Source organism: Polaromonas sp., assembly GCF_039930745.1.
Taxonomy (GTDB): Bacteria; Pseudomonadota; Gammaproteobacteria; order Burkholderiales; family Burkholderiaceae_C; genus Polaromonas.
On the sequence record NZ_JBDTTH010000020.1, the window covers coordinates 1 to 24,557 of the forward strand.

Sequence of the window (24,557 nt, forward strand, 5' to 3'; positions counted from 1 at the left end):
TACACCCAGTTCATCGGCAGGTCGACCATGGTCATGCGCGAGTTGCTGCCCAGCTTGCTCATCATCATTCCGGTCAGCACGGTGGCGGCAGCGAAGAATCCGATGCGCATCACGTCCACCAGTGTGGCCAGGGCGCGTGCCACCGGCTTCGACATGAACTTGTAGAAAAAATCAACCTGGATGTGGTTGTTTTTCACCACGCCGATGGTGGCCCCGGTGAAGACCACGGCAATCAGCAGATAACGCGCGATTTCTTCGGTCCACGCGGCCGAATCGTTCATGACATAACGTGTGAAGAACTGGTAGAACACCGTGGCGCCCAGGATCCAGAAAAAGCCCAGCGCCACCCAGCCTTCAAGGGTTGTGCCAGAGAGGTCGATGGCCTCGTCCTGGGCATGAAATTCGCCGTCGGCACCCATCACGGGGGCCATCTCGTCAATGGTTTCTATCTTCATAGTCTGATGATCCTGAGTGGTAGGAACGGGCTGCCTGTTGAGGCAGCCCGGTACGGCCCCTGGCTGACCTTACTTGAGGCCGACCACGCGGTCCCAGTCTTTCTTGTCGAGCTTCATCGATTCAAAAGTGATGGCTTTGAGCACGCGTTGCTGGAAATCGGCGCGGTCCACGGTCACGACGTTGTTGCCCTTTTTCTTGAACTCCTCAACCAGTTCGCCTTCGCGTTTGCGGATGTCGTTGGTGGCGTTGACGGCGGCTTCCTGCGTCACTTCCGAGAGGATCTTCTGCTCGGCCGGTGACAGCTTGTTCCAGAGGTTTGGCGATATCACGGTCAACAACGCGTCAGAGATGTGGCCGGTCAGAATGATGTTCTTCTGCACTTCATAGAATTTTTTTGCCTCAATGGTGGGCAGCGGGTTTTCCTGCGCATCCACCGTGCCGTTCTGCAGCGCCAGGTAGACCTCGGCGAAGGCGATGGGTGTCGGGTTGGCGCCGCAGGCACGCGGCAGCGCGGTGTAGGCCGGGGAGTCCGGCACGCGCATCTTGATGCCCTTCATCTCGTCGCAGTTCTTGAACAGCTTGTTGCTGGTGGCATGACGCGCGCCATAGTAGGTCAGGGCGGTCACGGTGTTGCCCGTTGCCTTTTTGTAGCCCTCTGTCAACTCCTTGAAAATGTCGCTTTTGCCGTAGGCGATCACATGATCGGCATCGCGGAAAGTGAAAGGGTAATAACTCACGGCCAGGCGCGGGTAGGAGTTGGAGGCAAAAGAGGCACCTGTCAGGATGATGTCCACCGTGCCAAGCTGCAGGCCCTGATTGATGTCGCTTTCCTTGCCCAGGCTGGAAGCCGGGAAGACCTGAATCTCGTACTTGCCGTTGGTGCGCTTTTTGAATTCCTCGCCGGCCCAGACCGACCACTTGTGGTACGGCTCCGACGTCTCATACACGTGTGCCCACTTGAGCTTGGTCTGTGCCTGGGCCAGGCCCAAGCTGCCCATGCCGCCCGCCAGGATGGCGCAGCAGGCGATGGCTTTGATTGTCAATCGTTTGGTCATGTTGTCTCCTCGGTTAAAAAAAGGGAAAGCAGGAATGGAAACGCTGGCGGAAATCAGCTCATCGTCTTAGCGCGGCGCCAGCTCGCACTGAATCGGGCATGGGACTTGTCCATGTGGGCATGCATCGCGGTGCGGGCGGCGGCGCTGTCGTGCGCGCAGATGGCGGCAAGAATGGCTTCGTGTTCGGAAATCGCCGACTGCCAGGACTTCATGGTTTCGAAGTAACCCCCCAGCCGCGTGAACAGTGGGCCACGGCGCGAATCCCAGAAGGTCTGGACGGTCTCGATCAGCACCACGTTGCCGCAGGACCCGACGATGGCGGTGTGAAAGGCGCGATCGCCCTCCAGCGGCAGCACACCCCGGTTGGCATCGCTGATCATGGCGTCGATCGCGGCGCGCATGGTGTCCGTGTCCTTGCGTCTGGCCTGGTCGGCGGCCATGGAGGCGATTTCGCCTTCCACCACGCGGCGTGCGCGGATCAGCTCCAGCGGACCCCATTCGGCAGGGGTCAGCTGCGGGCCATTGCTGCGCAGTGTCCGCTTGGACCGGTCCAGCACATAAACACCAGAGCCGGTGCGAACTTCCACCCAGCCTTCGACTTCCATGGCGATCAGGGCCTCGCGCACGGAAGGGCGGCTCACGCCCAGCTGCTTGGCCAGATCGCGCTCGGCCGGCAGGCGCGTGCCCGGGCCAAACTCGCCCTTGCCGATCAGCGAGCGCAGCTGCTCGGCAATCTGGCGGTACAGGCGTTGCGGTTCGACGGTTTGCAGCGGCATGAAAAGGGCAGGGTGGGTATTAAGGGTTAGCCAGAATTGGACAAGTGGTCAGACCAATTAATAATCCCATGATTCCGGCCAACCGGCATCCGGCTAAACCCTAAACCTCCAACAAGCTGGCAAGCAAAGGAAATGACATGAGACTTCAAGGAAAAACCGCACTGATCACTGCTGCCGGGCAGGGCATAGGCCGGGCCAGCGCGCTGGCGATGGCGGCAGAAGGCGCGCAGGTCTGGGCCACCGATGTGAATGAGAAGCTGCTCGAAACCTATGCGGGCGTTCCCAACATCCACGTGACGAAGCTTGATGTGCTCGACAAGACGGCCATCCAGAAGCTCATAAACAGCATGCCGGCGCTCGACATCCTGTTTAACTGCGCGGGCTTTGTGCACAACGGCACTATCCTGCAGGCCACGGACGAGGACTGGAATTTTGCTTTCAACCTCAACGTGCGCGCCCAGTTCTGGATGATCCAGGCAGCGCTGCCCAAAATGCTGGCGAACGGCGGCGGCAGCATCATCAACATGGCCAGTGTGTGCGGCAGCCTCAAGGGCTTGCCCAACCGTTTTGCCTACGGCGCGAGCAAGGCGGCGGTGGTGGGACTGACCAAGTCGGTGGCCGCGGACTTTGTGGGCCAGGGCATACGCTGCAATGCCATTGCGCCCGGCACAGTGGACACGCCTTCTCTGGGAGACCGCATCAACAGTTATGCCGATCCGGTGGAGGCGCGCAAGAATTTTGTCGCGCGCCAGCCCATGGGGCGCATGGCGCAGGCGCATGAAATTGCGCCCATCGTGGTGTACCTGGCGAGCAACGAGTCGGTTTTTGCAACGGGTCAGTTGTTCTCTGTCGATGGTGGCATGACCATATGAACCGACTCGACTTCGAAGGCAGGCATGCTGTGGTCACGGGCGGGGCAACAGGCCTAGGCTATGCCATCGCGCAGCGCCTCATTCAGTCAGGCGGAAGTGTCACTCTGTGGGACCGCGACGGGGACGCAGCCGAAAAAGCGGTTGCCGCGTTAGGGCTCAAGGCCTCGGCGGTGACGGTCGATGTATCGCAACATGCATCGGTGCAGGCCGCTGTTCAGGCCACGTTGCGCATTGCTTCCAGGGTTGACGCGCTGGTCAACAGCGCCGGCGTCACCGGTCCCAATGTCAAGCTCTGGGACTATCCGGTGGGCGACTGGCACCAGGTGATGGAAGTCAACCTCAACGGCCTGTTCCTGTGCTGCCGCGAGTGGACGCCGCATATGCGCGCCAACAACTATGGGCGCATCGTCAACATTGCCTCGGTGGCCGGAAAGGACGGCAACCCGAACGCCAGTGCCTACAGCGCCAGCAAGGCCGCCGTGATCGCGCTGACCAAGTCGCTGGGCAAGGAACTCGCCGATACTGGCGTGCGCGTCAACTGCGTGACGCCCGCCGCGGTGAAGACCGCCATCTTTGACCAGATGACGCCTGAACACATTGCCTTCATGCTGTCGAAAATCCCCATGGGCCGCTTCGGCACGCCCGAAGAGGTGGCCGCGATGGTGGGCTGGCTGTGCACCGAAGAATGTTCTTTCTCGACCGGTGCGGTGTTTGACCTGTCGGGTGGACGCTCCACTTACTGATGGAGACATCCATAAATCCGAATCTCGGGCGCATGGCTGCACGGAGCGTGAGCGAACCTGGATGTTCGGCGGTGCTCGCAATCCTCATGCACCCAAGTGCATTCCGGTTGCTGCGCGCCGTGCGCCTTGCCCTGCATCCCGATAATCGAATTTCTGGACGCCTCCACTTTTCACTTGTTTTTAAAAAGGAAAAACCATGAAACTCGTTCGTTATGGCAACCCGGGCAAAGAAAAGCCCGGCCTCATTGATGCGGATGGCAAGCTGCGCGATCTCAGCGGCGTGATTACCGACGTTGGCCCTGACCAGCTCGGCGATGCCGCGCTGGCTAAGCTGCGCAAGCTGAAAACCACCACCCTGCCACTGGTCAAGGGCAAGCCGCGTTTCGGCAGCCCGGTCGGTGGTGTTGGCAAGTTCATTGCCATCGGCCTGAATTACGCCGACCATGCCGCCGAGTCGGGACTGCCAATTCCTCCCGAGCCGGTGGTGTTCATGAAAGCCACCAGCTGCATCCAGGGCCCCAACGACCCGGTCATGCTGCCCAAGGGCTCGGTCAAGAGCGACTGGGAAGTTGAACTCGGCGTGGTGATCGGCACCCGCGCACGTTATGTGTCGCAAAAGGACGCGCTGAATTTTGTTGCCGGCTATTGCACGATCAACGACGTCAGCGAGCGCGAATTCCAGATCGAGCGCGGCGGCACCTGGGACAAGGGCAAGGGCTGCGACACCTTCGGCCCGCTAGGCCCCTGGCTGGTGACACGCGACGACGTGCCCAACCCGCAAAAACTCGCCATGTGGCTGGACCTGAACGGCAAGCGCATGCAGACCGGCAGCACGAAGACCATGATTTTCAGCGTCGCCAAAATCGTCAGCTACGTCAGCCAGTTCATGACCCTGCTGCCGGGCGATGTGATCACTACCGGCACGCCTCCCGGCGTTGGCCTGGGCATGAAGCCGCCGCTGTACCTGAAAAAAGGCGACGTGATGGCCTTGGGCATTGAAGGCCTGGGTGAGCAGCGCCAGGTGGTCGTACCCTTCAAGCTTTGAACCCGGCCTGAAGCCGTGCGAAGCCAGCCTCTAGGGTTTACCCTTGACTGGCTTAGAAAAACTTCTCTAGAAAATCCCGCTGCTTGCGTGGGGACATGGAAATACTGCAAAATAGAACGACCGTTCGTTTTATTTGTCTGGATGCCATGTCCGTCACTGAATTGCCTGCCAAAACTGCCCGTGCCGCCCGCTCCCTTTCCGGGTTGCAGGTGGCTGGCGCTGCCAAAAGCCAGCAAAAAGGCCAGCAGACCAAGGCCGCCATCATTGATGCGGCGCTGGGCCTGGCCACGCAGATCGGTCTCGAAGGCCTGAGCATAGGCGCCCTGGCCGAGGTCATGCGCATGAGCAAGTCCGGCGTGTTTGCCCACTTCGGCTCGCGTGAAGAACTCCAGATCTCCGTCATCCGCGAGTATTTCGCGCGTTTTGAGGAAGAGGTGTTTTACCCCGCCCTGAAAGAGCCCAAAGGCTTGCCGCGTGTGCAGGCCCTGTTCGGCAACTGGATGAAACGTGTGGCGGTGGAACTGCAGTCGGGCTGCATTTTCATCAGCGGCGCCGTTGAGTTTGACGACCGGCCCGGCCCGGTGCGCGATGCGCTGGCCACGTCGGTGCAAACTTGGCTGGCTGCCATGTACCGTGCCGTGGTGCTGGCCAAGGAGGCCGGCCACCTGCACGCGGACGCCGACGAGCGCCAGATTGCTTTCGAAATCCATGGCCTGATCCTGGCCCTGCATTACGAGGCCCGTTTCCTCAAAACACCTGGCTCGATAGACCGCACCTTGCGGGCCTTCCAGAGCATCCTGGCGCGTTACGGCAATGACGCCGCTCTGGCGCTGTCGCCGCCTATCACTTCCGCATCGCTCACCGGTATGGCCCGGGCGGTGCCTGATTCTTCTTCCTCCTCTTCCGTTTAATCCCCTTCAAAGGACTTCCCCATGCCTCAATACAACCCGCCGCTGCGCGACATGCAATTCGTCATGCACGAAGTGCTCAAGGTGACCGACGAGTTCAAGGCCTTGCCCAAACACGCCGAGGTGGATGTCGACACCATCAATGCCGTGCTTGAAGAAGCCGGCAAGTTTGCGGCCGAGGTGACCTTTCCGCTGAACATCAGCGGCGACACCGAAGGCTGCAAGCTCGACCAGGCCACGCATGAGGTGACGCCTCCCAAGGGTTTCAAGGAGGCCTACGCCAAATATGTTGAAGGCGGCTGGGCGGCACTGTCCTGCGACCCCGAATACGGCGGCCAGGGCCTCCCTTTTGTGCTGAACCAGTGCCTGTACGAGATGCTGAATTCGGCGAACCAGGCCTGGACCATGTACCCGGGCCTGTCGCACGGCGCTTATGAAGCCCTGCACGCGCACGGCACCGACGAGCAGAAAAAAACCTACCTGCCCAAGCTGGTCAGCGGCGAGTGGACCGGCACCATGTGCCTGACCGAGCCGCATTGCGGCACCGACCTGGGCCTGCTGCGCAGCAAGGCCGAGCCGCAGCCCGATGGCAGCTACAAAATCACCGGCAACAAGATTTTCATCAGCGCCGGTGAACACAACATGGCCGGCAATATCGTGCACCTGGTGTTGGCCCGCCTGCCGGACGCGCCGCAAGGCAGCAAGGGTATCAGCCTGTTTGTCGTGCCCAAGTTCAACGTCAAGCCCGATGGTTCGCTGGGCGAGCGCAACGGCATCTTCTGCTCCGGCCTGGAACACAAGATGGGCATCCACGGCAACGCCACCGCGCAGATCGTCATGGAAAACGCCAGCGGCAGCCTGGTCGGCCAGCCTAACAAGGGCCTGGCCGCGATGTTTGTGATGATGAATGCCGCGCGCCTCGGTGTGGGCAACCAGTCGCTGGGCCTGACCGAGGTGGCTTTCCAGAACGCGCTGGCCTACGCCAAGGACCGCATCCAGATGCGCAGCCTGTCGGGTGTGAAAGCCAAGGACAAGCCGGCCGATCCGATCATCGTGCACCCCGACGTGCGCAAGATGCTGCTGACGGCCAAGGCCTATGCTGAAGGCGGCCGTGCACTGGCGATCTATTGCACGCTGCTGCTCGACAAGGAAATCAACCATCCCGACGAAAAGGTGCGCAAGGACTCAGCCGAAGTCGTCGCGCTGCTCACACCCATCGTCAAGGCCTTCCTGACCGACAACGGCCACATCGCCACCAACGCCTGCATGCAGGTCTTCGGCGGCCACGGCTTCATCAAGGAATGGGGCATGGAGCAGTTTGTGCGCGACAACCGCATCAACATGATTTACGAAGGCACCAACACCGTCCAGTCGCTGGACCTGCTGGGTCGCAAGGTGCTGGGCAACAACGGCGCCACGCTGAAGAAATTCGGCAAACTGATAGGCGCGCTGGTAGCCGAGGAAGGCGTCAACGAGAAGATGGCCGAGTTCATCAACCCGCTGGCTTACCTGGCTGACCAGATGACCAAGTTCACGACCGAGCTGGGCTTCAAGGGTTTCCAGAATCCCGACGAAGTGGGCGCCGCCGCGGTGGACTACCTGCGTGTCGCCGGCCACCTGGTGTTTGGTTATTTCTGGGCCCGCATGGCGCAGGTGGCACTGCGCGAAGTGGCGGCCGGCAACACCGACCCCTTCTACCAGGCCAAGCTGCAGACTGCGCGCTTTTACTTCGCCAAGCTTTTCCCTGAGACCGCGACGCTGATGCGCACCGCGCGCAGCGGCAGCAAGGTGCTGATGGACACTGACGCCGCACTGGCCTGATGGCCCGATTTATCAAGCCTTTTAGCACTGGAGCCCTTATGTACCGTGCCTCATTAGCTATCATTTTCGGAGTGTTTTCCCTGCCCGCGCTGGCCCAGGTGACGCCGGTGGGACTGTGGCGCAACATCGACGACAAGACCGGCGAGGCGAAAGCCGACATCCGGATTGTCGAGAGCGGCGGCGTGCTCAGCGGCAAGATCGACAAGCGCCTCGGGAAGGACGTCAAGCCTGACGACACCTGCGACAAATGCAGTGATGAACGCAAGGACCAGCCCATCCTGGGCCTGGAGATCATCCGCGGCGCCAAAAAGGCGGAAGGCAAGGATGTTTGGGAAGGCGGCAAGATTCTCGACCCCGAAAACGGACGCGATTACACGCTGCGCATGACGCCCATCGACGGCGGAAAAAAGCTGGAAGTGCGCGGCTCCTTCGGCCCCTTCGGACGGACCCAGACCTGGGTGCGTGTGCCATGAACCCGACTCAAGCGGTGGCACGCCATGGGTGAGGCTATTTCCCGGGCCCTGCGCATCGGCCAGGGTAGCGGCCCGGCGGAGCGCCGTTGGTATGGGCACCACCTGCTCAAGAAGCCGTTTTTCGGCCGGTTCATGAAGCCCTGGCGCTGGCCGGCGGGTGTGCCGCAGGAAGGCTGGGAGCGGGTGCAGGTTGCCAGCCGCAGCACGAGCCGGCTGGAGGCCATCGTGGCGCGCACGCCGCTTGCCGCGCACGGCGTGGTGGTGTGTGCCCATCCCATGGGCCTAGCCTGCAAGGGCTTCTGGCTGCGCCACGGGCACGCGCAAAAGCTGCTGGATGCAGGCTTTCACGTGGTGGCCTTTGACTTCAACGGTTTCGGCGAAAGCCCTTCGACCAATTTCGATTTCCCCGGCGACGTGTTGTCCGTGGGGCAGTGGGCGCGCAGCGCCTTTCCCGGCCTGCCGGTGCATGCGCTGACGGCTTCCTTTGGTGCGATCAATACGCTCAGCGCCATCGCCGAGGCGGACTTCCCTTTCGACAAGGTCGTGGCCGAGGGCTGCCCGCCCACGCTGCCCGATTTCTGGAAAGCCTACCCCTTGGCCCATGCGGTGCTCACTGTGGGCCGGCGTATCAATCCCGAAAGTGAACTGCACCTTCGGCCGGTTCATCACCTCGCCAGCATGCGCGATGTGGACGTGCTGCTCATCCACAGCCAGGCCGATCGCTGGACGCCGGTGCATTTCGGCGACGCGTTGCAGCAAGCCGCTTCGCGGCCGGAACGCATCCAGCGCCTGGTTCTTGAACACGCCGACCACACGCATGGCATGCGCGACGAACCACAGCGCTACTGGAGCGCCGTGTTCGAATTTTTCAACCAGATAACCCCAACCAGGTCTTAACCATGTCACGTTTCCAAGTCAAAAAAGTCGCGGTGCTCGGCGCCGGCGTGATGGGTGCGCAGATTGCCGCCCATCTGGTCAACCTCAAGGTACCTGTCGTCCTGTTCGATCTGCCTGCCAAAGAGGGCCCGAAGAACGGTATTGTCATCAAAGCCATTGAAGGCCTGAAAAAACTCAAGCCCGCACCGCTCGGCGTGCCGGAAGATGCGGCGCTGATCCAGCAGGCCAACTACGAAGAACACATGGATGTTCTGAAAGAGTGCGACCTGATCATCGAGGCGATTGCCGAACGCATGGACTGGAAGACCGACCTGTACCACAAGATAGCGCCCTTCATCGGCGAAGGCGCCATCGTGGCCAGCAACACCTCGGGCCTGTCGATCACCAAGCTGAGCGAGGCGTTGCCCGAAGCCATCAAGCCGCGTTTCTGCGGCATCCACTTTTTCAACCCGCCGCGCTACATGACGCTGGTCGAGCTGATCAATACGCCGACTACCGAACCCAAAGTGCTCGACGACCTCGAAGCCTTCGTGACCAGCGGGCTGGGCAAAGGCGTGATCCGCGCACATGACACGCCCAACTTCATTGCCAACCGCGTCGGCATTGCCGGCATGCTGGCCACCATCAAGGAAGCCGAGAACTTTGGCCTGAGCTACGACGTGGTCGATGACCTCACCGGCAAGAAGCTGGGCCGCGCCAGTTCCGGCACTTTCCGCACTGCCGATGTGGTGGGCCTGGACACCATGGCGCATGTCATCAAGACGCTGCAGGACAACCTCGGCCCTGTCGGCAGCGGAAAGGTGGAAGATCCGTTCTCCGATATCTACGGCACGCCGGCCGTGCTATCGAAACTGTTGGAATCCAAAAGCCTGGGACAGAAAACCGGAGCCGGCTTTTACAAAAAAGTCGGCCGCGACATCCTGCGCCTGGACCCGGAGAGCATGGAGTATGTTGCTGGCGGCGCCAAGGCCGATGAAGTGGTGGGCCGCATGCTCAAAAAACCGGCCGGCGAGCGGCTGAAGCTGTTGCGCGAAGCCGAAGGCGCCGAGCCGCGTTTCCTCTGGGCCATCCTGCGCGACCAGTTTCATTACGCCGCCGTGCACCTGGCCAGCATTGCCGAAACCGCGCGCGACATTGACTTTGCGATGCGCTGGGGCTTCGGCGCCAAACAGGGCCCTTTCGAGCTCTGGCAGGAAGCTGGCTGGCTGCAGGTGGCGAACTGGATCAAGGAAGACATTGATGCCGGCCGCGCGCTGAGCAAGGCGCCACTGCCCGACTGGGTGTTCAAGGGTTCGGTGGTCGCCGCCGGTGGTGTGCACACGGCCGAAGGCTCTTGGAGTGCTTCTGCCAACAAATTCATTGCGCGCCGCGAGCTGCCGGTCTACAAGCGCCAGTTCTTTCCGGAGAACGTGCTGGGTTCCAACGCCCTTGCGTTCCAGACGGCAGGCACCACGCTGCATGAAGACGATGCGATCCGCTTGTGGACGCTGGACGGTGACCAGGGCGACGTGGTCATTGCCAGCATCAAGACCAAGATGCACGCCATCAGCCCCGATGTCGCCGAAGGCCTGGCGATGGGTGTAGACCTCGCCGAAAAAAGCTACAAAGGCATGGTGATCTGGTCCAACGACGAGATGTTCTCCGCCGGCGCTGACCTTCAGGCCATGTTGCCGGCTTTCATGATGGGCGGCGCCAAGGCGATTGAAGGCGCGGAGGCCGAATTGCAGAACGTGATGCTCAAGCTGCGTTATGCGGCCGTGCCCGTGGTGTCGGCCATTCGCGGCCTGGCGCTGGGCGGTGGTTGCGAGATGGCGGTGTACTCGGCAAAGCGCGTGGCCGCGATGGAAAGCTACATCGGTCTGGTTGAAGTCGGAGTGGGCCTGGTGCCCGGCGCCGGCGGTCTGGCCTACATCGCCCGCCGTGCCGCGGAAAATGCCGCCGCGTCCACCAACAAGGACATCCTGCCTTTCCTCACCGAAGGATTCACCGCCGCGGCCATGGCCAAGGTCGGTACCAGCGCGATCGAAAGCCGCAAGATCGGGTATCTTCTCGACAGCGATGTCATCGTGCCGAACAAGGACGAGTTGCTGTTTGTCGCGCTCAACGAAGCGCGTGCCCTGTTCAACTCCGGCTACCGCGCGCCGCACAAACGCCAATTCCCGGTGGTGGGCCGCAGCGGCCTGGCCACCATCAAGGGCCAACTGGTGAACATGCGCGACGGCGGTTTTATCAGCCCGCATGACTTCCACATTGCCAGCCTGATCGCCAACGTGGTGTGCGGCGGCGATGTCGATGCGGGTTCGCTGGTGACGGAAGAGTACTTGATGACGTTGGAGCGCAAGGCCTTCTGCTCGTTGCTCGAACATCCCAAAACTCAAGAGAGGATTATGGGAATGATGAGCACGGGCAAACCTGTGCGCAACTGATCAAGCTACTGCGGAATCGCCATGCGTCGTTGCAGCCCTAGACCAATCCTCACGTACAGAAGTACGCTCCGGTTGCTCTCGGGCACCCGCGCCTAGCCTGACGATCCCTCGCTACGCTTGCTCAGCCGCGCACTTCTCGCTTATTCAACCAATGAAGGCCATGACCACTCATTCTCCCAACCGCCTTGAGCGCCAGCTGGACCGGCTGTCGGACCTGCCTGCGTTTGCGCGCACCTGGTTTCGGGGTGTGGTGATGCACCGCGCCGTGCCTTTCACGGGCACGGCGGGGCTGGACTTTCTGCAGATGACGACGGGCAGGGTCGAGATCGGTATCAGGAACGAGAAGAAGGTGCAAAACCACATTGGTGGCATTCATGCTTCGGCGATGAACCTGCTGGCGGAAACCGCCACCGGCATGGTGGTGGGCATGAATGTGCGGGACGACTGCACACCGCTGGCCAAAGAGTTGAAGATGGCGTTCAAAAAGCGCGCGACCGGATCGCTCCGGGCCGTGGCCACCTTGAGCGACGAGCAGCGCGCCGCCATGCAGGCCAGCGACAAGGGTGAAGTGACCGTGGCAGTCACCGTGACTGACGAGGCCGGCGTGAACCCGGTCGAATGTGAATTTGTGTGGGCCTGGATTCCGTCCGGCCCGCGAAAAAGTTAAGTAAAGAATCAAAGGAACTGACATCATGGCCAAACAAGTCCAGGAAGCCTACATCGTTGCCGCCACGCGCACGCCCATTGGGCGCTCGCACCGGGGATTTTTCCGCAACACCCGTCCCGACGACCTGCTGGTGCGCGCGCTGCAAGCCGCGCTGGCGCAAGTGCCAACGCTGGATCCGAAAGCCATCGAAGACATCATCTGCGGCTGCGCGATTCCCGAGGGACCGCAAGGCCTGAACATTGCGCGTATTGGCGCGGTGCTGGCCGGCTTGCCGACCAGCGTGGGCGGCATCACCGTGAACCGCTTTTGCGCTTCCGGCCTGAGCGCCATCCAGATGGCGGCCGACCGCATTCGTGTCGGCGAGGCCGATGTGATGATTGCCGCCGGCACTGAAAGCATGAGCATGGTGCCGATGTCGGGCAACTCGCCTTCGCTGTCGCCCGCCATGTTTGCCAACGACGAGAACATCGGCATTGCCTACGGCATGGGTCTGACCGCCGAGAAGGTAGCACAGCAGTGGAAAGTGTCGCGCGACGCGCAGGACCAGTTTGCGCTCGAATCGCATCAGAAGGCCATCAAGGCGCAGAAGGACGGCGAGTTCACCGCCGAGATCACGCCAGTCGAAGTCACCGACCGTTCACCTGATCTCGAAAGCGGCGAGGTGATCAGCAAGACCCGTACCGTGAGCCTGGACGAAGGCCCGCGTCCCGACACCTCGCTCGAAGGCCTGGCCAAGCTCAAGACCGTGTTTGCCGCGCGCGGCTCGGTCACCGCCGGCAACAGCTCGCAAACCTCCGACGGCGCCGGCGCGTTGATCCTGGCCAGCGAAAAAGCTGTGAAGGAACATGGCCTCAAGCCACTCGCACGCTTTGTCAGCTACGCCGCCAAGGGCGTGCCGCCGCACATCATGGGCATAGGTCCGATCGAAGCGATTCCGGCCGCGCTGCGTTATGCGGGCCTGAAGCAGGGCGACATCGACTGGTATGAACTGAACGAAGCTTTTGCTGCGCAATCGCTGGCGGTGATCAATACCCTGGGCCTTGATGCCAGCAAGGTTAACCGGATGGGTGGCGCGATTGCGCTGGGCCACCCGCTGGGCGCGACAGGTGCGATTCGCGCCGCGACGGTGATTCATGCCTTGCATCGGCATCAGCTGAAGTATGGGATGGTGACGATGTGTGTAGGGATGGGGCAAGGCGCCGCAGGCATCTTTGAACGGGTGTAGGGTTGGGCTACTACGCGGGCGATCTGCGGCGTTGGTCCGGTGCTCCCCACCCTCACGTACCTGAAGTACGTTCCGGTGGGTCCGCTCCGGCCGCCTTGCAGCTCATCCCGCTCGCTATGCCCTGGAGATAGGCTACTGCGTGGGCGCATTGCGTTGTTGCAGCCCGAAGAAAATCCTCACGACCCTTTAGGTCGCTCCGGTTTTCTTCGGGCGCCCGCGCCTAGCACTGCATCCCGCTCGCTACGCCCCGGCGGCTACGTGGTTGTTTAAGGGAAAAGTCATGCAAAAGCAGGTTCTTGAATCGGGCACATCACAACTCTCCTTGCGGATCTATGACCCGGCGGAAACTGCGCGTGCGAGTGTGGTGATTGGCGGCGCGATGGGGGTTCGGCAGGACTACTACGCGCCGTTTGCGGAGTGGCTGTCAGGCCAGGGTTTTCGCGTGACGACGTTTGATTACCGCGGTTCCGGCGAGTCCTTGCCGGGCACGCCGGGTGGCACCCTGCGCGGCTTCAAGGCTGATCTGTTCGACTGGGCCAGCGACTATGAAGCGGTTGTCGATTCGGCAAAGGCGGCTTTGCCACATGCCCATAGCCTGGGTGCGCAACTGCCGGGTTTCCTGAAAAACCAGGGCAAGGTGGACGGGCTGGTCAGTATCGCCGCCGGCAGCGGCTACTGGCGCGACAACGCGCCGCAACTCAGACGCATGATTCTCTATTTCTGGTACGTGCTGGTGCCGCTGTCCACGCGCCTGTGCGGCTATTTTCCCGGGCGCAAGTTGAAGAAGGTCGGTGACCTGCCGGCGGGTGTGATGCTGCAGTGGCGCAAGTGGTGCCTGGATCCGCTCTACAGCGTGGGCGCCGAGGGCGAGGGTGCGCGCCTGGCTTATGCGCAGGCGACTTTTCCGGTGCTGGCCTTGTCCATCACCGACGACGAACTGATGACCTGGCGTGGCACGCAAAACCTCATCAATCTGTACACCGGCACTGAGCGCAGCTTTGAGCGCATCACGCCGGCTGATCTGGGTGTCAAACGCATCGGGCATTTCGGATTTTTCCGCCAGCAGTTCAGCCAGAGCCTGTGGCCGCGAACGGTGGACATGCTGGAGCGAATGGCGCCCGCTTCGGCCGCCACAAGCGTCGCCGGCACGACTGCCTGATGGCCGCTGCAGCGGCATACTGGTTCCATGAATTCTCACCCTTTCGATGAAGCCATCGCCCTGCAGGTGCAGGACGATGGCACATTTCTCGGCCACACGAGTGCCGCCTACGCCAACATGGTCGGGCCCTTCGGCGGCGTCACGGCGGCGCAGGCACTGAACGCCGTGCTGCAGCACCCGCAGCGCCTGGGTGATCCGATTTCGCTGACTGTCAACTTTGCGGCAGCGCTGGCCGATGGTCCGTTCACCGTGACGGCGCGGCCTGCGCGCACCAATCGCTCGACCCAGCACTGGGTGATCGAAATGCAGCAGAACGGCGAGACCGTGCTGACAGGCACCGCCTTTTTCGGCTTGCGGCGCGACACCTGGGGCGCTGATGAACACACCATGCCGAATGTTCCGGCAGCGGCTGATGTTCCGCGTGCCGCAGGTCCGGCGCGCGTGGAGTGGGTCAAGCGTTATGAGATGCGTTTTGCCGAAGGCGCGATTCCGGTCGAATGGAACGGTGCTGACCAGGGCATCAGCCGTACCCGGCTGTGGCTGCGCGACGACCCGCCGCGCCCGCTGGATTTTGCCTCGCTGACCGCGTTGTCGGATGTGTTTTTCCCCCGGGTCTGGCGGCGCCGGCCGGTGCTGGTGCCGATCGGCACAGTGTCGATGACGGTGTACTACCATGCCGATGCGGCTCTGCTGCAGGCAACCGGCAGCGGCCACCTGCTGGGGCAGACGCAGGCCCAGGCATTTCGCAATGGCTACTTTGACCAGACGGCGCAGTTGTGGAATGAGGCCGGTGAGTTGCTGGTGACGACACACCAGGTCGTCTATTACAAAGAATGAATATGCCCCCACGCACCGCACTGACGTGTCGTCGCTGCCCCCCGAGGGGGCGCAAGGCTCCTAGGGGCGGCCCGTCGGAGACTTGGTCATGAACAAAGTGGCCTTGGTCATCGGCGCGGGTGACGCCACCGGCGGTGCGATTGCCCGGCGCTTTGCGCGCGAGGGCTACTCCGCCTGCGTGACGCGCCGCAGCCTCGACAAGCTGCAGCCGCTGCTCGAACAGATTCGAGCGGACGGTGGCACGGCCCATGGCTTTGCCTCTGACGCGCGCAAGGAAGAAGAAGTTGTCGCGCTGGTTGAACAAATCGAAAGCACGCTCGGGCCGATCGAGGTGCTGGTCTTCAACATCGGCGCCAATGCGCCCAGCAGTGTCCTGGAAGAAAGCGCGCGCAAATATTTCAAGATCTGGGAGATGGCCTGTTTCGGTGGTTTTCTCAATGGCCGTGAAGTCGCCAAACGCATGGTGCAGCGCGGGGGTGAGGGCCACAAAGGCACCATCATCTTCACCGGCGCCACGGCGTCCCTGCGCGGCGGTGCGCACTTCGCGGCGTTCTCGGGCGCCAAGATGGCGTTGCGCGCGCTGGCGCAAAGCATGGCGCGCGAGCTCGGGCCGCGCGGCATTCATGTGGCCCATGTGGTGGTGGATGGCGCCATCGACACCGCCTTCATCCGCGACAACTTTCCTGAGCGGTACGCGCTGAAGGCCGAGGACGGCATTCTCAACCCCGAGCACATCGCCGACACCTACTGGATGCTGCACAAGCAGCCGCGCGATGCTTGGACGCATGAGATCGACCTGCGGCCCTACCTGGAGAAGTTCTGATGACAAAAACCGTCGAGTTCTTTTTTGATGTGGGCAGTCCGGCCGCCTACATTGCCTGGAAGCAGCTGCCACATGTCTGCCGTGAAGCTGCCGGCACCATTGATTACAAGCCGATGCTGCTCGGTGGTGTGTTCCAGGCCACGGGCAACCATTCACCCACCACCGTTCCGGCCAAGGGCCGCTACATGATGGGCGACCTGGGTCGCTTCGCAGCGCGTTATGGTGTCGCTTTTGAAGAGAACCCGCATTTTCCGATCAACACCCTGACCCTGATGCGCGCCGCAACTGCCTTGCAGATGCAGCAAGCTGACCGCTTCGTGCCTTTTGTGGAAGCGGTGTACCGGGCGATCTGGGTGGACAGGAAAAACATGAACGACCCGCAGGTGGTGGGCGAGGTCTTGCAGGCGGCCGGCTTTGATCCGGCAGCGATATTTGCGCTGGCCGCTGATCCCGCGGTGAAAGACCGCCTCAAGGCCGTCACCCAGGAAGCGGTCGAACGGGGCGTGTTCGGCGCCCCTACTTTTTTCGTCGACGGGCAGATGCACTGGGGGCAGGACCGGCTCGATTTTGTCAAACAAGCACTGGAAACCACATGAGCACAGACATCCTCACCCACACCGAAGCCGGTGTGATGACCATCACCTTCAACCGGCCGGAGCGCAAGAACTCCATCACCTCTGCCATGTACGGCGCGCTGGCTGACGCGCTGGCTGCGGCCGAAGCGGACGCCACTGTGCGTGTGGTGCTGTTGCAGGGCCAGGAGAGCATCTTCTCCGCCGGCAACGACATTGGCGACTTCCTGAACAAGCCGCCTGCCGGCATGGACTCGCCGGTGTTTCGCTTTCTGCGAGGCATCGCAGCCTTCCCCAAGCCGCTGGTTGCCGCCGTCTGCGGCCCGGCCGTGGGTGTGGGCACCACCCTGCTGTTTCACTGCGATCTGGTCTACGCCGGGGACAACGCGGCTTTCTCCATGCCTTTCGTTAACCTGGGCCTGTGCCCTGAGGCAGCGTCCAGCCTGCTGGTGCCGCAGATGCTGGGCTACCACCGCGCCGCCGAAGCCTTGCTGCTGGGCGAGCCCTTCATGGCCGAAGCCGCGATGGAGGTGGGCCTGGTCAACCGGGTCGTGCCGCCGACCGAAGCCAATGGCATCGCGCAGGCGATTGCGCGCAAGCTCGCTGCCAAGCCGCTGTCCTCACTGGTCGAGACCAAACGCCTGATGAAAAAAGGCCAGCAGGCGCTGGTGATCCAGCAGATGGCAGAGGAGGGCGCGAGCTTCGGCCGTATGCTGCAGGAGCCCGCAGCCAAGGAAGCCTTCGGCGCGTTTATGCAAAAGCGCAAGCCGGATTTCAGCCAAGTTTGAAGTACGAGGTCGAAGGGCGGTGCAAGAAGGGGAGGCGCTTTTGCAAAAGCAGGGCGCCATCCAGGCTTCCTCAGAGTTTGAGCATAAAAATGGCATTCAGCCCATATGTAGCGGTCGCAACCAGCTATTAATTTTGTAGCGTAAAGGAGTCGTCATGAGTTCAGTCCCCGGTCTCAAAGGCAAAACCCTGTTCATCACCGGCGCTTCGCGCGGCATTGGCCTGGCCATTGCCACACGTGCGGCGGCCGATGGCGCCAACATCGTGATCCTGGCCAAAACCACCGACCCCAACCCCAAGCTGCCGGGCACAATTTACAGCGCTGCAGAAGCGGTGAAAGCAGCCGGAGGGCAGGCGCTGCCGCTGGCGGTGGATATCCGTGAGGAAGAGGCTGTCGCGGCCGCGGTGGCTAAGGCGGTGGAAACTTTTGGCGGCATCGACATCCTCGTCAACAACGCCAGCGCCATCAGCCTGACCGACACCGAACACACCCCGATGAAGCGTTACGACCTGATGAACGGCATCAACGCGCGCGGTACCTACCTGTGTACCCAGGCCTGCCTGGCTGAGCTGAAAAAATCTGCACAGGCCGGGCGCAACCCGCAGGTTCTGACCATGTCGCCCCCACTGAGCATGAAGCAGCACTGGTTCGAGAACCACACGGCTTACAGCATGGCCAAGTACGGCATGAGCATGTGCACACTGGGCCATGCGGGCGAATTCAAAAAATACGGCATCGCCGTCAACAGCCTGTGGCCGCGCACCGCCATTGCCACGGCGGCGTTGCAGATGATTCCCGGCGTGGACCTGAAGCTGTGCCGCAAGCCGGAGATCCTGTCCGATGCGGCCTGGCTGATTCTCACCAGCACCGCCTTGGCCACCGGCAATTTCTACATCGACGACGAATTGCTGGCCGCCCACGGTGTGACCGACCTGGAGAAGTATTCGGTGACACCCGGAACCAAAAAATTCATTCCTGACTTTTTCGTGGATTAGTCTGGCGTCAGGTGTTCGGCGGACAATGAAGCCTGTTGAAAAAGGGGTTTCATGAACGAAGTGTTTGAGCGCGCCCGGCAAAGCTTTCTGGAAGGCCTTGGGCATTTCCAGGCCGGTGCGCTACCCGAGGCCGAGCGCTGTTTTGAGCTTGCCCTGGCACTGGTACCCGGCCGCGCCTCCACCCTCACCAACCTGGGCGCCACAAAGGTCAAGTTCGGCAAGGAAGCCGAGGCGCTACCGCTGCTCGAACAGGCCACCGCGGCCGAACCCGGGAATATCGAAGCCTGGTCTTACCTGGGGCTGGCGCACGCCTGCCTCGCGCAGCATGCTCAGGCCCTGGCCTGTTACGAACAGGCCCTGGCGCTGGATGACGGCAACGCATTGCTCTGGACGCAGCATGCCCAGGCGCTGGTGCGGCTGGGCCGGCCCGAAGAGGCACTGGGTTCCTTCGAGCAGGCGCTGGCGCGCGACGCCGGGCTGGCCGAGGCGTGGAGCCACCGGGGAACGCTGCTGCGCGAAATGAACCGTTTGCAAGACGCCGCTGCGTGTTTCGAGAAAGCGCTCGCGCTGGGCGCCGATCCGCAGATCAACGGCTATTTTCTTGCTTCGGTGCGCGGCGCCGAGGCGCCGGCCACTGCGCCACGAGAGTATGTGGAGTACCTGTTTGATGATTACGCTGCGGAGTTCCAGAGCCATCTCGTGGGTGTTCTGCGCTACCGCGCGCATGAGGTCCTGATCCGGCATCTGGCACGGGGCGAGCCGCGTCGCTTCAGTTCCGTGCTCGACCTGGGTTGCGGCACCGGGTTGTGCGGGCCGCTGATAGCGCCGCTGGCTGATCGTGTGGACGGTGTGGACATTTCGCGCGGCATGCTGGACAAGGCGCGCGCGCTGGGTGTTTACACCGCGCTGATCCACGCTGACGTGGCGGACTACCTGCGTGGTGCCGAGCGCCGCGATGACCTGGTGCTGGCAGCTGATGTCTTCATTTATGTGGGCGACCTTTCTGTAGTGTTCGCGGGGGTGGCCCGTGTTTTACGGCCGGGCGGCCTGTTCTGCTTTACCGTCGAGCGCGCGGCTGATGAAGAAGAACTCGTGTTGCTCCCCAGCCTGCGTTATGCACACTCCGAAACCTACATTCGCCGGCTGGCCCACGAGCACGGCTTTGAAGTGACGAAGCTGCTGCGCGCGCCGCTGCGTGAGGATCAGCAGCGGCCGGTCGAGGGTTTGTATGTCTACCTGGCCACTGGTTGACGCTGGCCGACGCGCGTATCATCGCCAGCAACTTTTATTGCGGGAATGCCATGACTTACATGCTCTTGATTCATGAACCGAAAGGCCAGCGGCTGACGCGTACCGAGGCTGAGGGGCGCGCTGTTTATGGGCGCATGCTGGATTTCGGCGCGGATCTGAAGGCGCGCGGCCTGCTGCTCGCCGCTGAGTCGTTGGCGTCCCAGGACGACGCGGCCCAGGTGCAGGTCAGGGGCGGGCGGCCCCAGGTGCTGGACGGGCCCTTTTCCGAAGCCAAGGAGATGGTCGGTGGGTTTTTCCTGGTCAACTGCGCCACGCGCGAAGAGGCGCTTGCGATTGCCGCCCAGTGCCCGGCAGCGGAGTGGGCCACCATTGAAGTGCGCTCGCTCGGCCCCTGCTTCGCCTGAGTGCGATTACAAAAAAGTAACAAAAGGTTTTTTTGGGCGTAAGTCTGTCGATTTCGCAGCGCCTGGTTCGTCGTGGAGGTAGAAGCCGTTGTTGTGCGGGTCCGCCGGGCCCCGGCTTCCAGGCTCACTACGAAGGAGAACCGCATGCGATTCATGATCATCGTCAAGTCCACGCCCGAGTTCGAGGCCGAGACGACCCCACAAACCCCTGACGAAAAGCTGATGGCCGCCATGGCCGACTATCACGAGGAGTTGTCCCGGGCCGGCGTACTGCTGGACGGCAGCGGCTTGCAGCCCAGCCGCAAGGGCTGGCGCATCCACTATGACGGCCAGAAACGCACCGTGATCGACGGACCCTTCACGGAGGCCAAGGAACTGATTGCCGGCTTCACCACCATCCAGGTACGCAGCCGCGAGGAAGCACTGGAATGGTCGCGCCGCTACCCCAACCCCGTGGGCGAAAACGCACCGGCCGTGATCGAGGTGCGCCAGCTGTATGAGCTGGACGACTTCGCGCCCAGCGAACAGGTCGAGCGCTTCCGCGAGATGAACACCCCCAGCCAGAAATAAGGAACAGCCATGATCAAGACCACTTTGCTTGTGATTCTCGGCCTGGCCGTGCTGGCCATCGCTGTCGTGTTGCTGCTGGCAACACGCCAGCCCGATAGCTTCCGCGTCGAACGCACGGCGAGCATCGCGGCGCCGCCGGAGCGCATCTTCCCGCTGGTCAACGACCTACGGCAAATGAACAGCTGGAACCCGTTTGTCAAAATGGATCCGGATGCCAGCGGCAGTTATAGCGGCCCGGCCGCCGGCCTTGGCGCCGTGTACGACTTTCGCGGCCGCAACAGCGGGAGCATGCGCATTACCCAGGCCAACGCGCCGTCCCGCGTCACCATGGACCTGCACATGACGGGCTTGATGGAAACGCACAACACCGTGAACTTCGAGTTGACGCCGCAGGATGGCAGCACCCGCGTCACTTGGTCGATGGAGGGCGCCCAGCCCTTTCTCGCCAAAGTGATGGGTGTGGTCTTCAACATGGACCAGATGGTGGGTGGCGCCTTTGAGGCCGGCCTGTCCGATCTCAAGACCCAGGCCGAGAAGACCTGAACCAGCGTTATCTACTTTCGTCTTTCAAGGAGAACCCCATGTCCCGCCAGATGTTCGTCAACCTTCCCATCAAGAACATGGAAAAAAGCCAGGCCTTCTTCAAGAGCCTGGGTTTTTCCTTCAACCCGCAATTCACCAACGAGCAGGGCGCCTGCATGGTGGTCAGCGAAGACCACAACTACGTGATGCTGCTGGTCGAGCCCTTCTTCCAGGGCTTCACCAAAAAGCCGATCGCCGACGCCACCAAAACTACCGAGGTGTTGATCGCCCTGTCGTGTGAAAGCCGCGCCGAGGTGGACGAGCTCGTGAAGAAGGCGCTGGCCGCCGGCGGCACGGCTCCCAATCCGCAACAGGACCACGGCTTCATGTACAGCCACGGCTTCACCGACCTTGATGGCCATGTTTGGGAAGTGTTCTGGATGTCTAATTGAGCCCCCACGCTCCCCCACTGCGTGTGGGTCGCTGCCCCGCGAGGGGGCCGCTGCGCCTGCGGACTGGCGGAGCCAGATCCGCGGCCCCGGCTGGTATGAAGATCGACGGTCTTCGCTTGTCGCCCCGGGCGTTCGCATACCGGTACCATTGATCCATGCATTCCTCCACCCATGAAGCGATTTCAGCTGTCTGGCGCATCGAGTCCGCGAAGATCGTGGCCGTGGTCGCGCGCATGGTGCGAGACATCGGTCTGGCCGAGGAACTGGCGCAGGACGCGCTGGTTTCCGCGCTGGAAAGCTGGCCCGGCAAGGGCGTGCCGGACAAGCCCGGTGCCTGGCTGATGACCGCCGCGAAAAACCGCGCGCTGGACCATCTGCGGCACCGGAAGATGCAGGGCGAGAAGCTCGAGCAGATCGGTCATGACCTTGAAGCACAGGAGGCCCTGATCGTGCCGGATTTTGTTGATGCACTGGACGAGGCCCGCCAGGACGATATCGGCGACGACCTGCTGCGCCTCATCTTCACCGCCTGCCATCCCGTGCTTTCAACAGAGGCGCGGGCGGCGCTCACGCTCAAGCTGCTGGGCGGCCTGACCACGCACGAGATTGCCCGCGCCTTTTTGGTGTCCGAGCCGGCGATTGCCCAGCGCATCGTGCGCGCCAAGCGCACCTTGGCCGAGGCGCGTGTTCCCTTTGAAGTGCCGCGCGGTGACGAACTCGGCGCCCGCCTGGCCTCGGTGCTGGAGGTGGTGTACCTGGTGTTCAACGAAGGCTACACCGCCACCGCGGGTGACCACTGGATGCGGCCCGCCCTGACGGACGAAGCGCTGCGCCTGGGTCGCATGCTGGCCGGCCTGGCGCCAGATGCGTCCGAGGTGCATGGCCTGCTTGCGCTGATGGAGCTGCAAGCCTCGCGCATGGCGGCCCGGGTCGATGCGGCAGGCAGGCCGGTGCTGCTGCCCGACCAGGACCGCGCACGCTGGGATCACCTGCTGATCCGGCGTGGCCTGGCGGCACTCGACCGTGCACAGGCGCTGGCTGGGTCGTCTGTGCATGTGCTGGGCCCTTATGCGCTGCAGGCAGCCATTGCCGCCTGCCATGCGCGTGCGCCCACGGCCGGGCAGACCGACTGGGCAGGTATTGCCGCCCTGTACGACGCGCTGGCGCAGACGGCGCCGTCGCCCGTGGTGGAACTCAACCGCGCGGTCGCCGTCAGCATGGCCTTTGGGCCGGCCGCCGGGCTGGAAATCATCGACATGTTGCGCGGGGAAAAGTCCCTGCAAAACTACCAGTGGCTGCCGAGTGTGCGCGGCGACCTGCTCGCCAAGCTGGGGCGCCATGCCGAGGCGCGCGTGGAATTCGAGCGCGCCGCAACGCTGGCGCAGAACATGCGCGAGCGTGAGCTGCTGCTTGAGCGCGCACGGGAACTGACTCCCTAGCCTGACCTATATAGTTGCGCTCACTGCCTTCTTTGCGGCAGCTCTCCTTTTTACAAGCACATCTCATGAAGCCTGACGAATCGTTGTTGCCGGTTGCCGTGATCACCGGCGGTGCACGCGGCATCGGCCTTGCCATGGGGCGCTGGTTCCTGGCGAACAGCCATCGCGTGGTACTGATAGATATCGACGCCACCACACTGGCGCAAGCGGCAGGCGCGTTGGACCGGGCCAGCCATGTACTGGCCATCCACTGCGACGTGTCTGACCCGAAACAGGTGCAGGCCGCGGTTGACAAGGTAGAGGCCGTGTTTGGCCGGATCGATGCGCTCGTGAACAACGCCGGCGTAGCCGTTTTCAAACCCCTGGCCGAAACGACGTTCGAGGAGTGGCGCTACGTGATGGGGACTAACCTGGACGGTGTCTTTCTCTGCACCCAGGCCTGTGCACCCGTGATGCAGAAGACGGGTGGCGGCAGCATTGTCAACATCGCTTCCATCTCCGGGCTGCGCGCCAGCACGCTGCGTTCTGCCTACGGCACAAGCAAGGCTGCGCTGATTCATCTCACCAAGCAGCAGGCTGTTGAACTGGGCAATGTCGGCATTCGCGTGAACGCCATTGCGCCGGGTCCGGTCGAGACCGAGATGGCCAGGCTGGTGCACAGTGCGGCCATCCGGGCCGACTATCACGACGCCATTCCGCTGAACCGCTACGGCACCACCGAAGAAATCGCCTCGGTCGCGGGTTTTCTTTGCAGTGAGGCCGCGAGTTATGTCAACGGCCAGGTGCTGGCCGTTGACGGCGGCTTCGACGCTGCCGGCGTGGGTTTGCCGACCTTGCGCAGGCAGCCGTAAGCTTGGCCCGCGCGAACGCCAAAGACGAGTGCCTGGTGCCCACCCTACACTCCGACATCCTGCTGGTTTACGACGACGAATGCCCCGCCTGTGACAACTACTGCAGGATGGTCCGGATCCGCGACACGGTCGGGACCCTGAAACTCGTGAATGCGCGGAAGTCCAGCGCGGTCATGCAGGAGATCACGCACCACGGCCTGGATATTGACCAGGGCATGGTACTCAAGGTCGGCGACGTCCTGTACTACGGCGCGGACGCGATTCACGCGCTGTCGCTGATGGGCAGTCCCTCGGGTGTTTTCAACCGCTTGAACCACTGGGTGTTCCGCTCGAAGTGGCGGGCTCGCCTGCTTTATCCCCTGCTGCGCAGCTGCCGCAACCTGCTGCTGAAAATGCTGCGCAAGACAAAAATCAACAACCTGGGTTTGCGGGGCAACGACAGGTTTTAGCTGGCGGCGAGTCCTCCAGTTATTCGTAACTACTCAGCATTCCCTGGCCACACGTACATCGGGAGGCCCTCACCCTAACCCT

At 62.3% G+C, this 24,557-nt stretch carries 27 protein-coding genes; 24 read left to right on the plus strand and 3 right to left on the minus strand.

Annotated features, from left to right (window positions below; genetic code table 11):
• From ABI660_RS08910 to ABI660_RS08920, 3 genes are all read right to left on the minus strand, one after another.
• The coding region (locus tag ABI660_RS08910) for a TRAP transporter small permease (RefSeq protein ID WP_348067029.1) at nucleotides 1-455 on the minus strand (455 nt) is incomplete at its 3' end.
• Nucleotides 456-524: 69 nt separating this feature from the next.
• Nucleotides 525-1,511 (minus strand): sialic acid TRAP transporter substrate-binding protein SiaP, encoded by a 987-nt coding sequence (locus ABI660_RS08915; protein ID WP_348067031.1) that lies wholly within the window; start codon nucleotides 1,509-1,511, stop codon nucleotides 525-527.
• Nucleotides 1,512-1,564: 53 nt separating this feature from the next.
• Nucleotides 1,565-2,287, minus strand: a complete 723-nt coding sequence (locus ABI660_RS08920; RefSeq protein WP_348067033.1) for a FadR/GntR family transcriptional regulator — start codon at nucleotides 2,285-2,287, stop codon at nucleotides 1,565-1,567.
• A 137-nt stretch (nucleotides 2,288-2,424) separates the two neighbouring features.
• On the opposite strand from ABI660_RS08920, the gene ABI660_RS08925 reads away from it, so the two are divergent.
• From ABI660_RS08925 to ABI660_RS09040, 24 genes are all read left to right on the plus strand, one after another.
• Nucleotides 2,425-3,159, plus strand: coding sequence for an SDR family oxidoreductase (locus ABI660_RS08925; protein WP_348067035.1), 735 nt, complete (start codon nucleotides 2,425-2,427; stop codon nucleotides 3,157-3,159).
• Nucleotides 3,156-3,902 carry an SDR family NAD(P)-dependent oxidoreductase gene (locus ABI660_RS08930; protein WP_348067037.1) on the plus strand — a complete coding sequence of 249 codons (747 nt, stop codon included), beginning with the start codon at nucleotides 3,156-3,158 and terminating at the stop codon, nucleotides 3,900-3,902. The genes ABI660_RS08925 and ABI660_RS08930 overlap by 4 nt, the downstream gene beginning before the upstream one ends.
• A gap of 196 nt (nucleotides 3,903-4,098) precedes the next feature.
• Complete coding sequence (locus ABI660_RS08935) at nucleotides 4,099-4,947, plus strand: fumarylacetoacetate hydrolase family protein (RefSeq protein ID WP_348067038.1); 849 nt, start codon at nucleotides 4,099-4,101, stop codon at nucleotides 4,945-4,947.
• Between the two features lie 146 nt (nucleotides 4,948-5,093).
• Nucleotides 5,094-5,858, plus strand: a complete 765-nt coding sequence (locus ABI660_RS08940; protein ID WP_348067039.1) for a TetR/AcrR family transcriptional regulator — start codon at nucleotides 5,094-5,096, stop codon at nucleotides 5,856-5,858.
• A 21-nt stretch (nucleotides 5,859-5,879) separates the two neighbouring features.
• On the plus strand, nucleotides 5,880-7,676 hold the full coding sequence (locus ABI660_RS08945) for an acyl-CoA dehydrogenase C-terminal domain-containing protein (protein ID WP_348067041.1): 1,797 nt from the start codon (nucleotides 5,880-5,882) through the stop codon (nucleotides 7,674-7,676).
• A gap of 38 nt (nucleotides 7,677-7,714) precedes the next feature.
• Nucleotides 7,715-8,149: a DUF2147 domain-containing protein gene (locus ABI660_RS08950; RefSeq protein WP_348067043.1), complete on the plus strand. Its 435-nt coding sequence runs from the start codon at nucleotides 7,715-7,717 to the stop codon at nucleotides 8,147-8,149.
• Between the two features lie 24 nt (nucleotides 8,150-8,173).
• Complete coding sequence (locus ABI660_RS08955; protein WP_348067045.1) at nucleotides 8,174-9,046, plus strand: alpha/beta hydrolase; 873 nt, start codon at nucleotides 8,174-8,176, stop codon at nucleotides 9,044-9,046.
• A gap of 2 nt (nucleotides 9,047-9,048) precedes the next feature.
• Complete coding sequence (locus tag ABI660_RS08960) at nucleotides 9,049-11,472, plus strand: 3-hydroxyacyl-CoA dehydrogenase/enoyl-CoA hydratase family protein (protein ID WP_348067047.1); 2,424 nt, start codon at nucleotides 9,049-9,051, stop codon at nucleotides 11,470-11,472.
• 160 nt (nucleotides 11,473-11,632) lie between these two features.
• Nucleotides 11,633-12,139: a DUF4442 domain-containing protein gene (locus tag ABI660_RS08965; RefSeq protein ID WP_348067048.1), complete on the plus strand. Its 507-nt coding sequence runs from the start codon at nucleotides 11,633-11,635 to the stop codon at nucleotides 12,137-12,139.
• Between the two features lie 25 nt (nucleotides 12,140-12,164).
• The gene (locus tag ABI660_RS08970) at nucleotides 12,165-13,364 is read left to right on the plus strand and encodes an acetyl-CoA C-acyltransferase (protein ID WP_348067050.1); all 1,200 of its coding nucleotides are present in this window, start codon (nucleotides 12,165-12,167) and stop codon (nucleotides 13,362-13,364) included.
• A 280-nt stretch (nucleotides 13,365-13,644) separates the two neighbouring features.
• On the plus strand, nucleotides 13,645-14,523 hold the full coding sequence (locus ABI660_RS08975) for an alpha/beta fold hydrolase (protein ID WP_348067052.1): 879 nt from the start codon (nucleotides 13,645-13,647) through the stop codon (nucleotides 14,521-14,523).
• A 27-nt stretch (nucleotides 14,524-14,550) separates the two neighbouring features.
• On the plus strand, nucleotides 14,551-15,360 hold the full coding sequence (locus tag ABI660_RS08980) for a thioesterase family protein (RefSeq protein ID WP_348067054.1): 810 nt from the start codon (nucleotides 14,551-14,553) through the stop codon (nucleotides 15,358-15,360).
• A gap of 88 nt (nucleotides 15,361-15,448) precedes the next feature.
• On the plus strand, nucleotides 15,449-16,183 hold the full coding sequence (locus ABI660_RS08985; protein ID WP_348067056.1) for an SDR family oxidoreductase: 735 nt from the start codon (nucleotides 15,449-15,451) through the stop codon (nucleotides 16,181-16,183).
• Entirely contained in the window at nucleotides 16,183-16,779 is a 597-nt protein-coding gene (locus tag ABI660_RS08990; RefSeq protein ID WP_348067058.1) for a 2-hydroxychromene-2-carboxylate isomerase, read from the plus strand. The genes ABI660_RS08985 and ABI660_RS08990 overlap by 1 nt, the downstream gene beginning before the upstream one ends.
• Nucleotides 16,776-17,543, plus strand: a complete 768-nt coding sequence (locus ABI660_RS08995) for an enoyl-CoA hydratase (protein ID WP_348067060.1) — start codon at nucleotides 16,776-16,778, stop codon at nucleotides 17,541-17,543. The genes ABI660_RS08990 and ABI660_RS08995 overlap by 4 nt, the downstream gene beginning before the upstream one ends.
• Nucleotides 17,544-17,697: 154 nt before the next feature.
• On the plus strand, nucleotides 17,698-18,537 hold the full coding sequence (locus tag ABI660_RS09000; protein ID WP_348067062.1) for an NAD(P)-dependent oxidoreductase: 840 nt from the start codon (nucleotides 17,698-17,700) through the stop codon (nucleotides 18,535-18,537).
• Nucleotides 18,538-18,588: 51 nt separating this feature from the next.
• Nucleotides 18,589-19,788 (plus strand): tetratricopeptide repeat protein, encoded by a 1,200-nt coding sequence (locus ABI660_RS09005; protein WP_348067064.1) that lies wholly within the window; start codon nucleotides 18,589-18,591, stop codon nucleotides 19,786-19,788.
• A gap of 50 nt (nucleotides 19,789-19,838) precedes the next feature.
• Complete coding sequence (locus ABI660_RS09010; protein WP_348067066.1) at nucleotides 19,839-20,192, plus strand: YciI family protein; 354 nt, start codon at nucleotides 19,839-19,841, stop codon at nucleotides 20,190-20,192.
• A gap of 144 nt (nucleotides 20,193-20,336) precedes the next feature.
• Nucleotides 20,337-20,762 (plus strand): YciI family protein, encoded by a 426-nt coding sequence (locus ABI660_RS09015; RefSeq protein ID WP_348067068.1) that lies wholly within the window; start codon nucleotides 20,337-20,339, stop codon nucleotides 20,760-20,762.
• Between the two features lie 9 nt (nucleotides 20,763-20,771).
• On the plus strand, nucleotides 20,772-21,305 hold the full coding sequence (locus ABI660_RS09020; RefSeq protein ID WP_348067070.1) for an SRPBCC family protein: 534 nt from the start codon (nucleotides 20,772-20,774) through the stop codon (nucleotides 21,303-21,305).
• 38 nt (nucleotides 21,306-21,343) lie between these two features.
• Nucleotides 21,344-21,736: a VOC family protein gene (locus tag ABI660_RS09025; RefSeq protein WP_348067072.1), complete on the plus strand. Its 393-nt coding sequence runs from the start codon at nucleotides 21,344-21,346 to the stop codon at nucleotides 21,734-21,736.
• Nucleotides 21,737-21,891: 155 nt separating this feature from the next.
• Complete coding sequence (locus ABI660_RS09030) at nucleotides 21,892-23,175, plus strand: RNA polymerase sigma factor (RefSeq protein ID WP_348067074.1); 1,284 nt, start codon at nucleotides 21,892-21,894, stop codon at nucleotides 23,173-23,175.
• A 65-nt stretch (nucleotides 23,176-23,240) separates the two neighbouring features.
• Nucleotides 23,241-24,026 carry an SDR family oxidoreductase gene (locus ABI660_RS09035; RefSeq protein WP_348067076.1) on the plus strand — a complete coding sequence of 262 codons (786 nt, stop codon included), beginning with the start codon at nucleotides 23,241-23,243 and terminating at the stop codon, nucleotides 24,024-24,026.
• 35 nt (nucleotides 24,027-24,061) lie between these two features.
• Nucleotides 24,062-24,475, plus strand: coding sequence for a DCC1-like thiol-disulfide oxidoreductase family protein (locus ABI660_RS09040; protein ID WP_348067078.1), 414 nt, complete (start codon nucleotides 24,062-24,064; stop codon nucleotides 24,473-24,475).
• Nucleotides 24,476-24,557 lie beyond the last annotated feature (82 nt).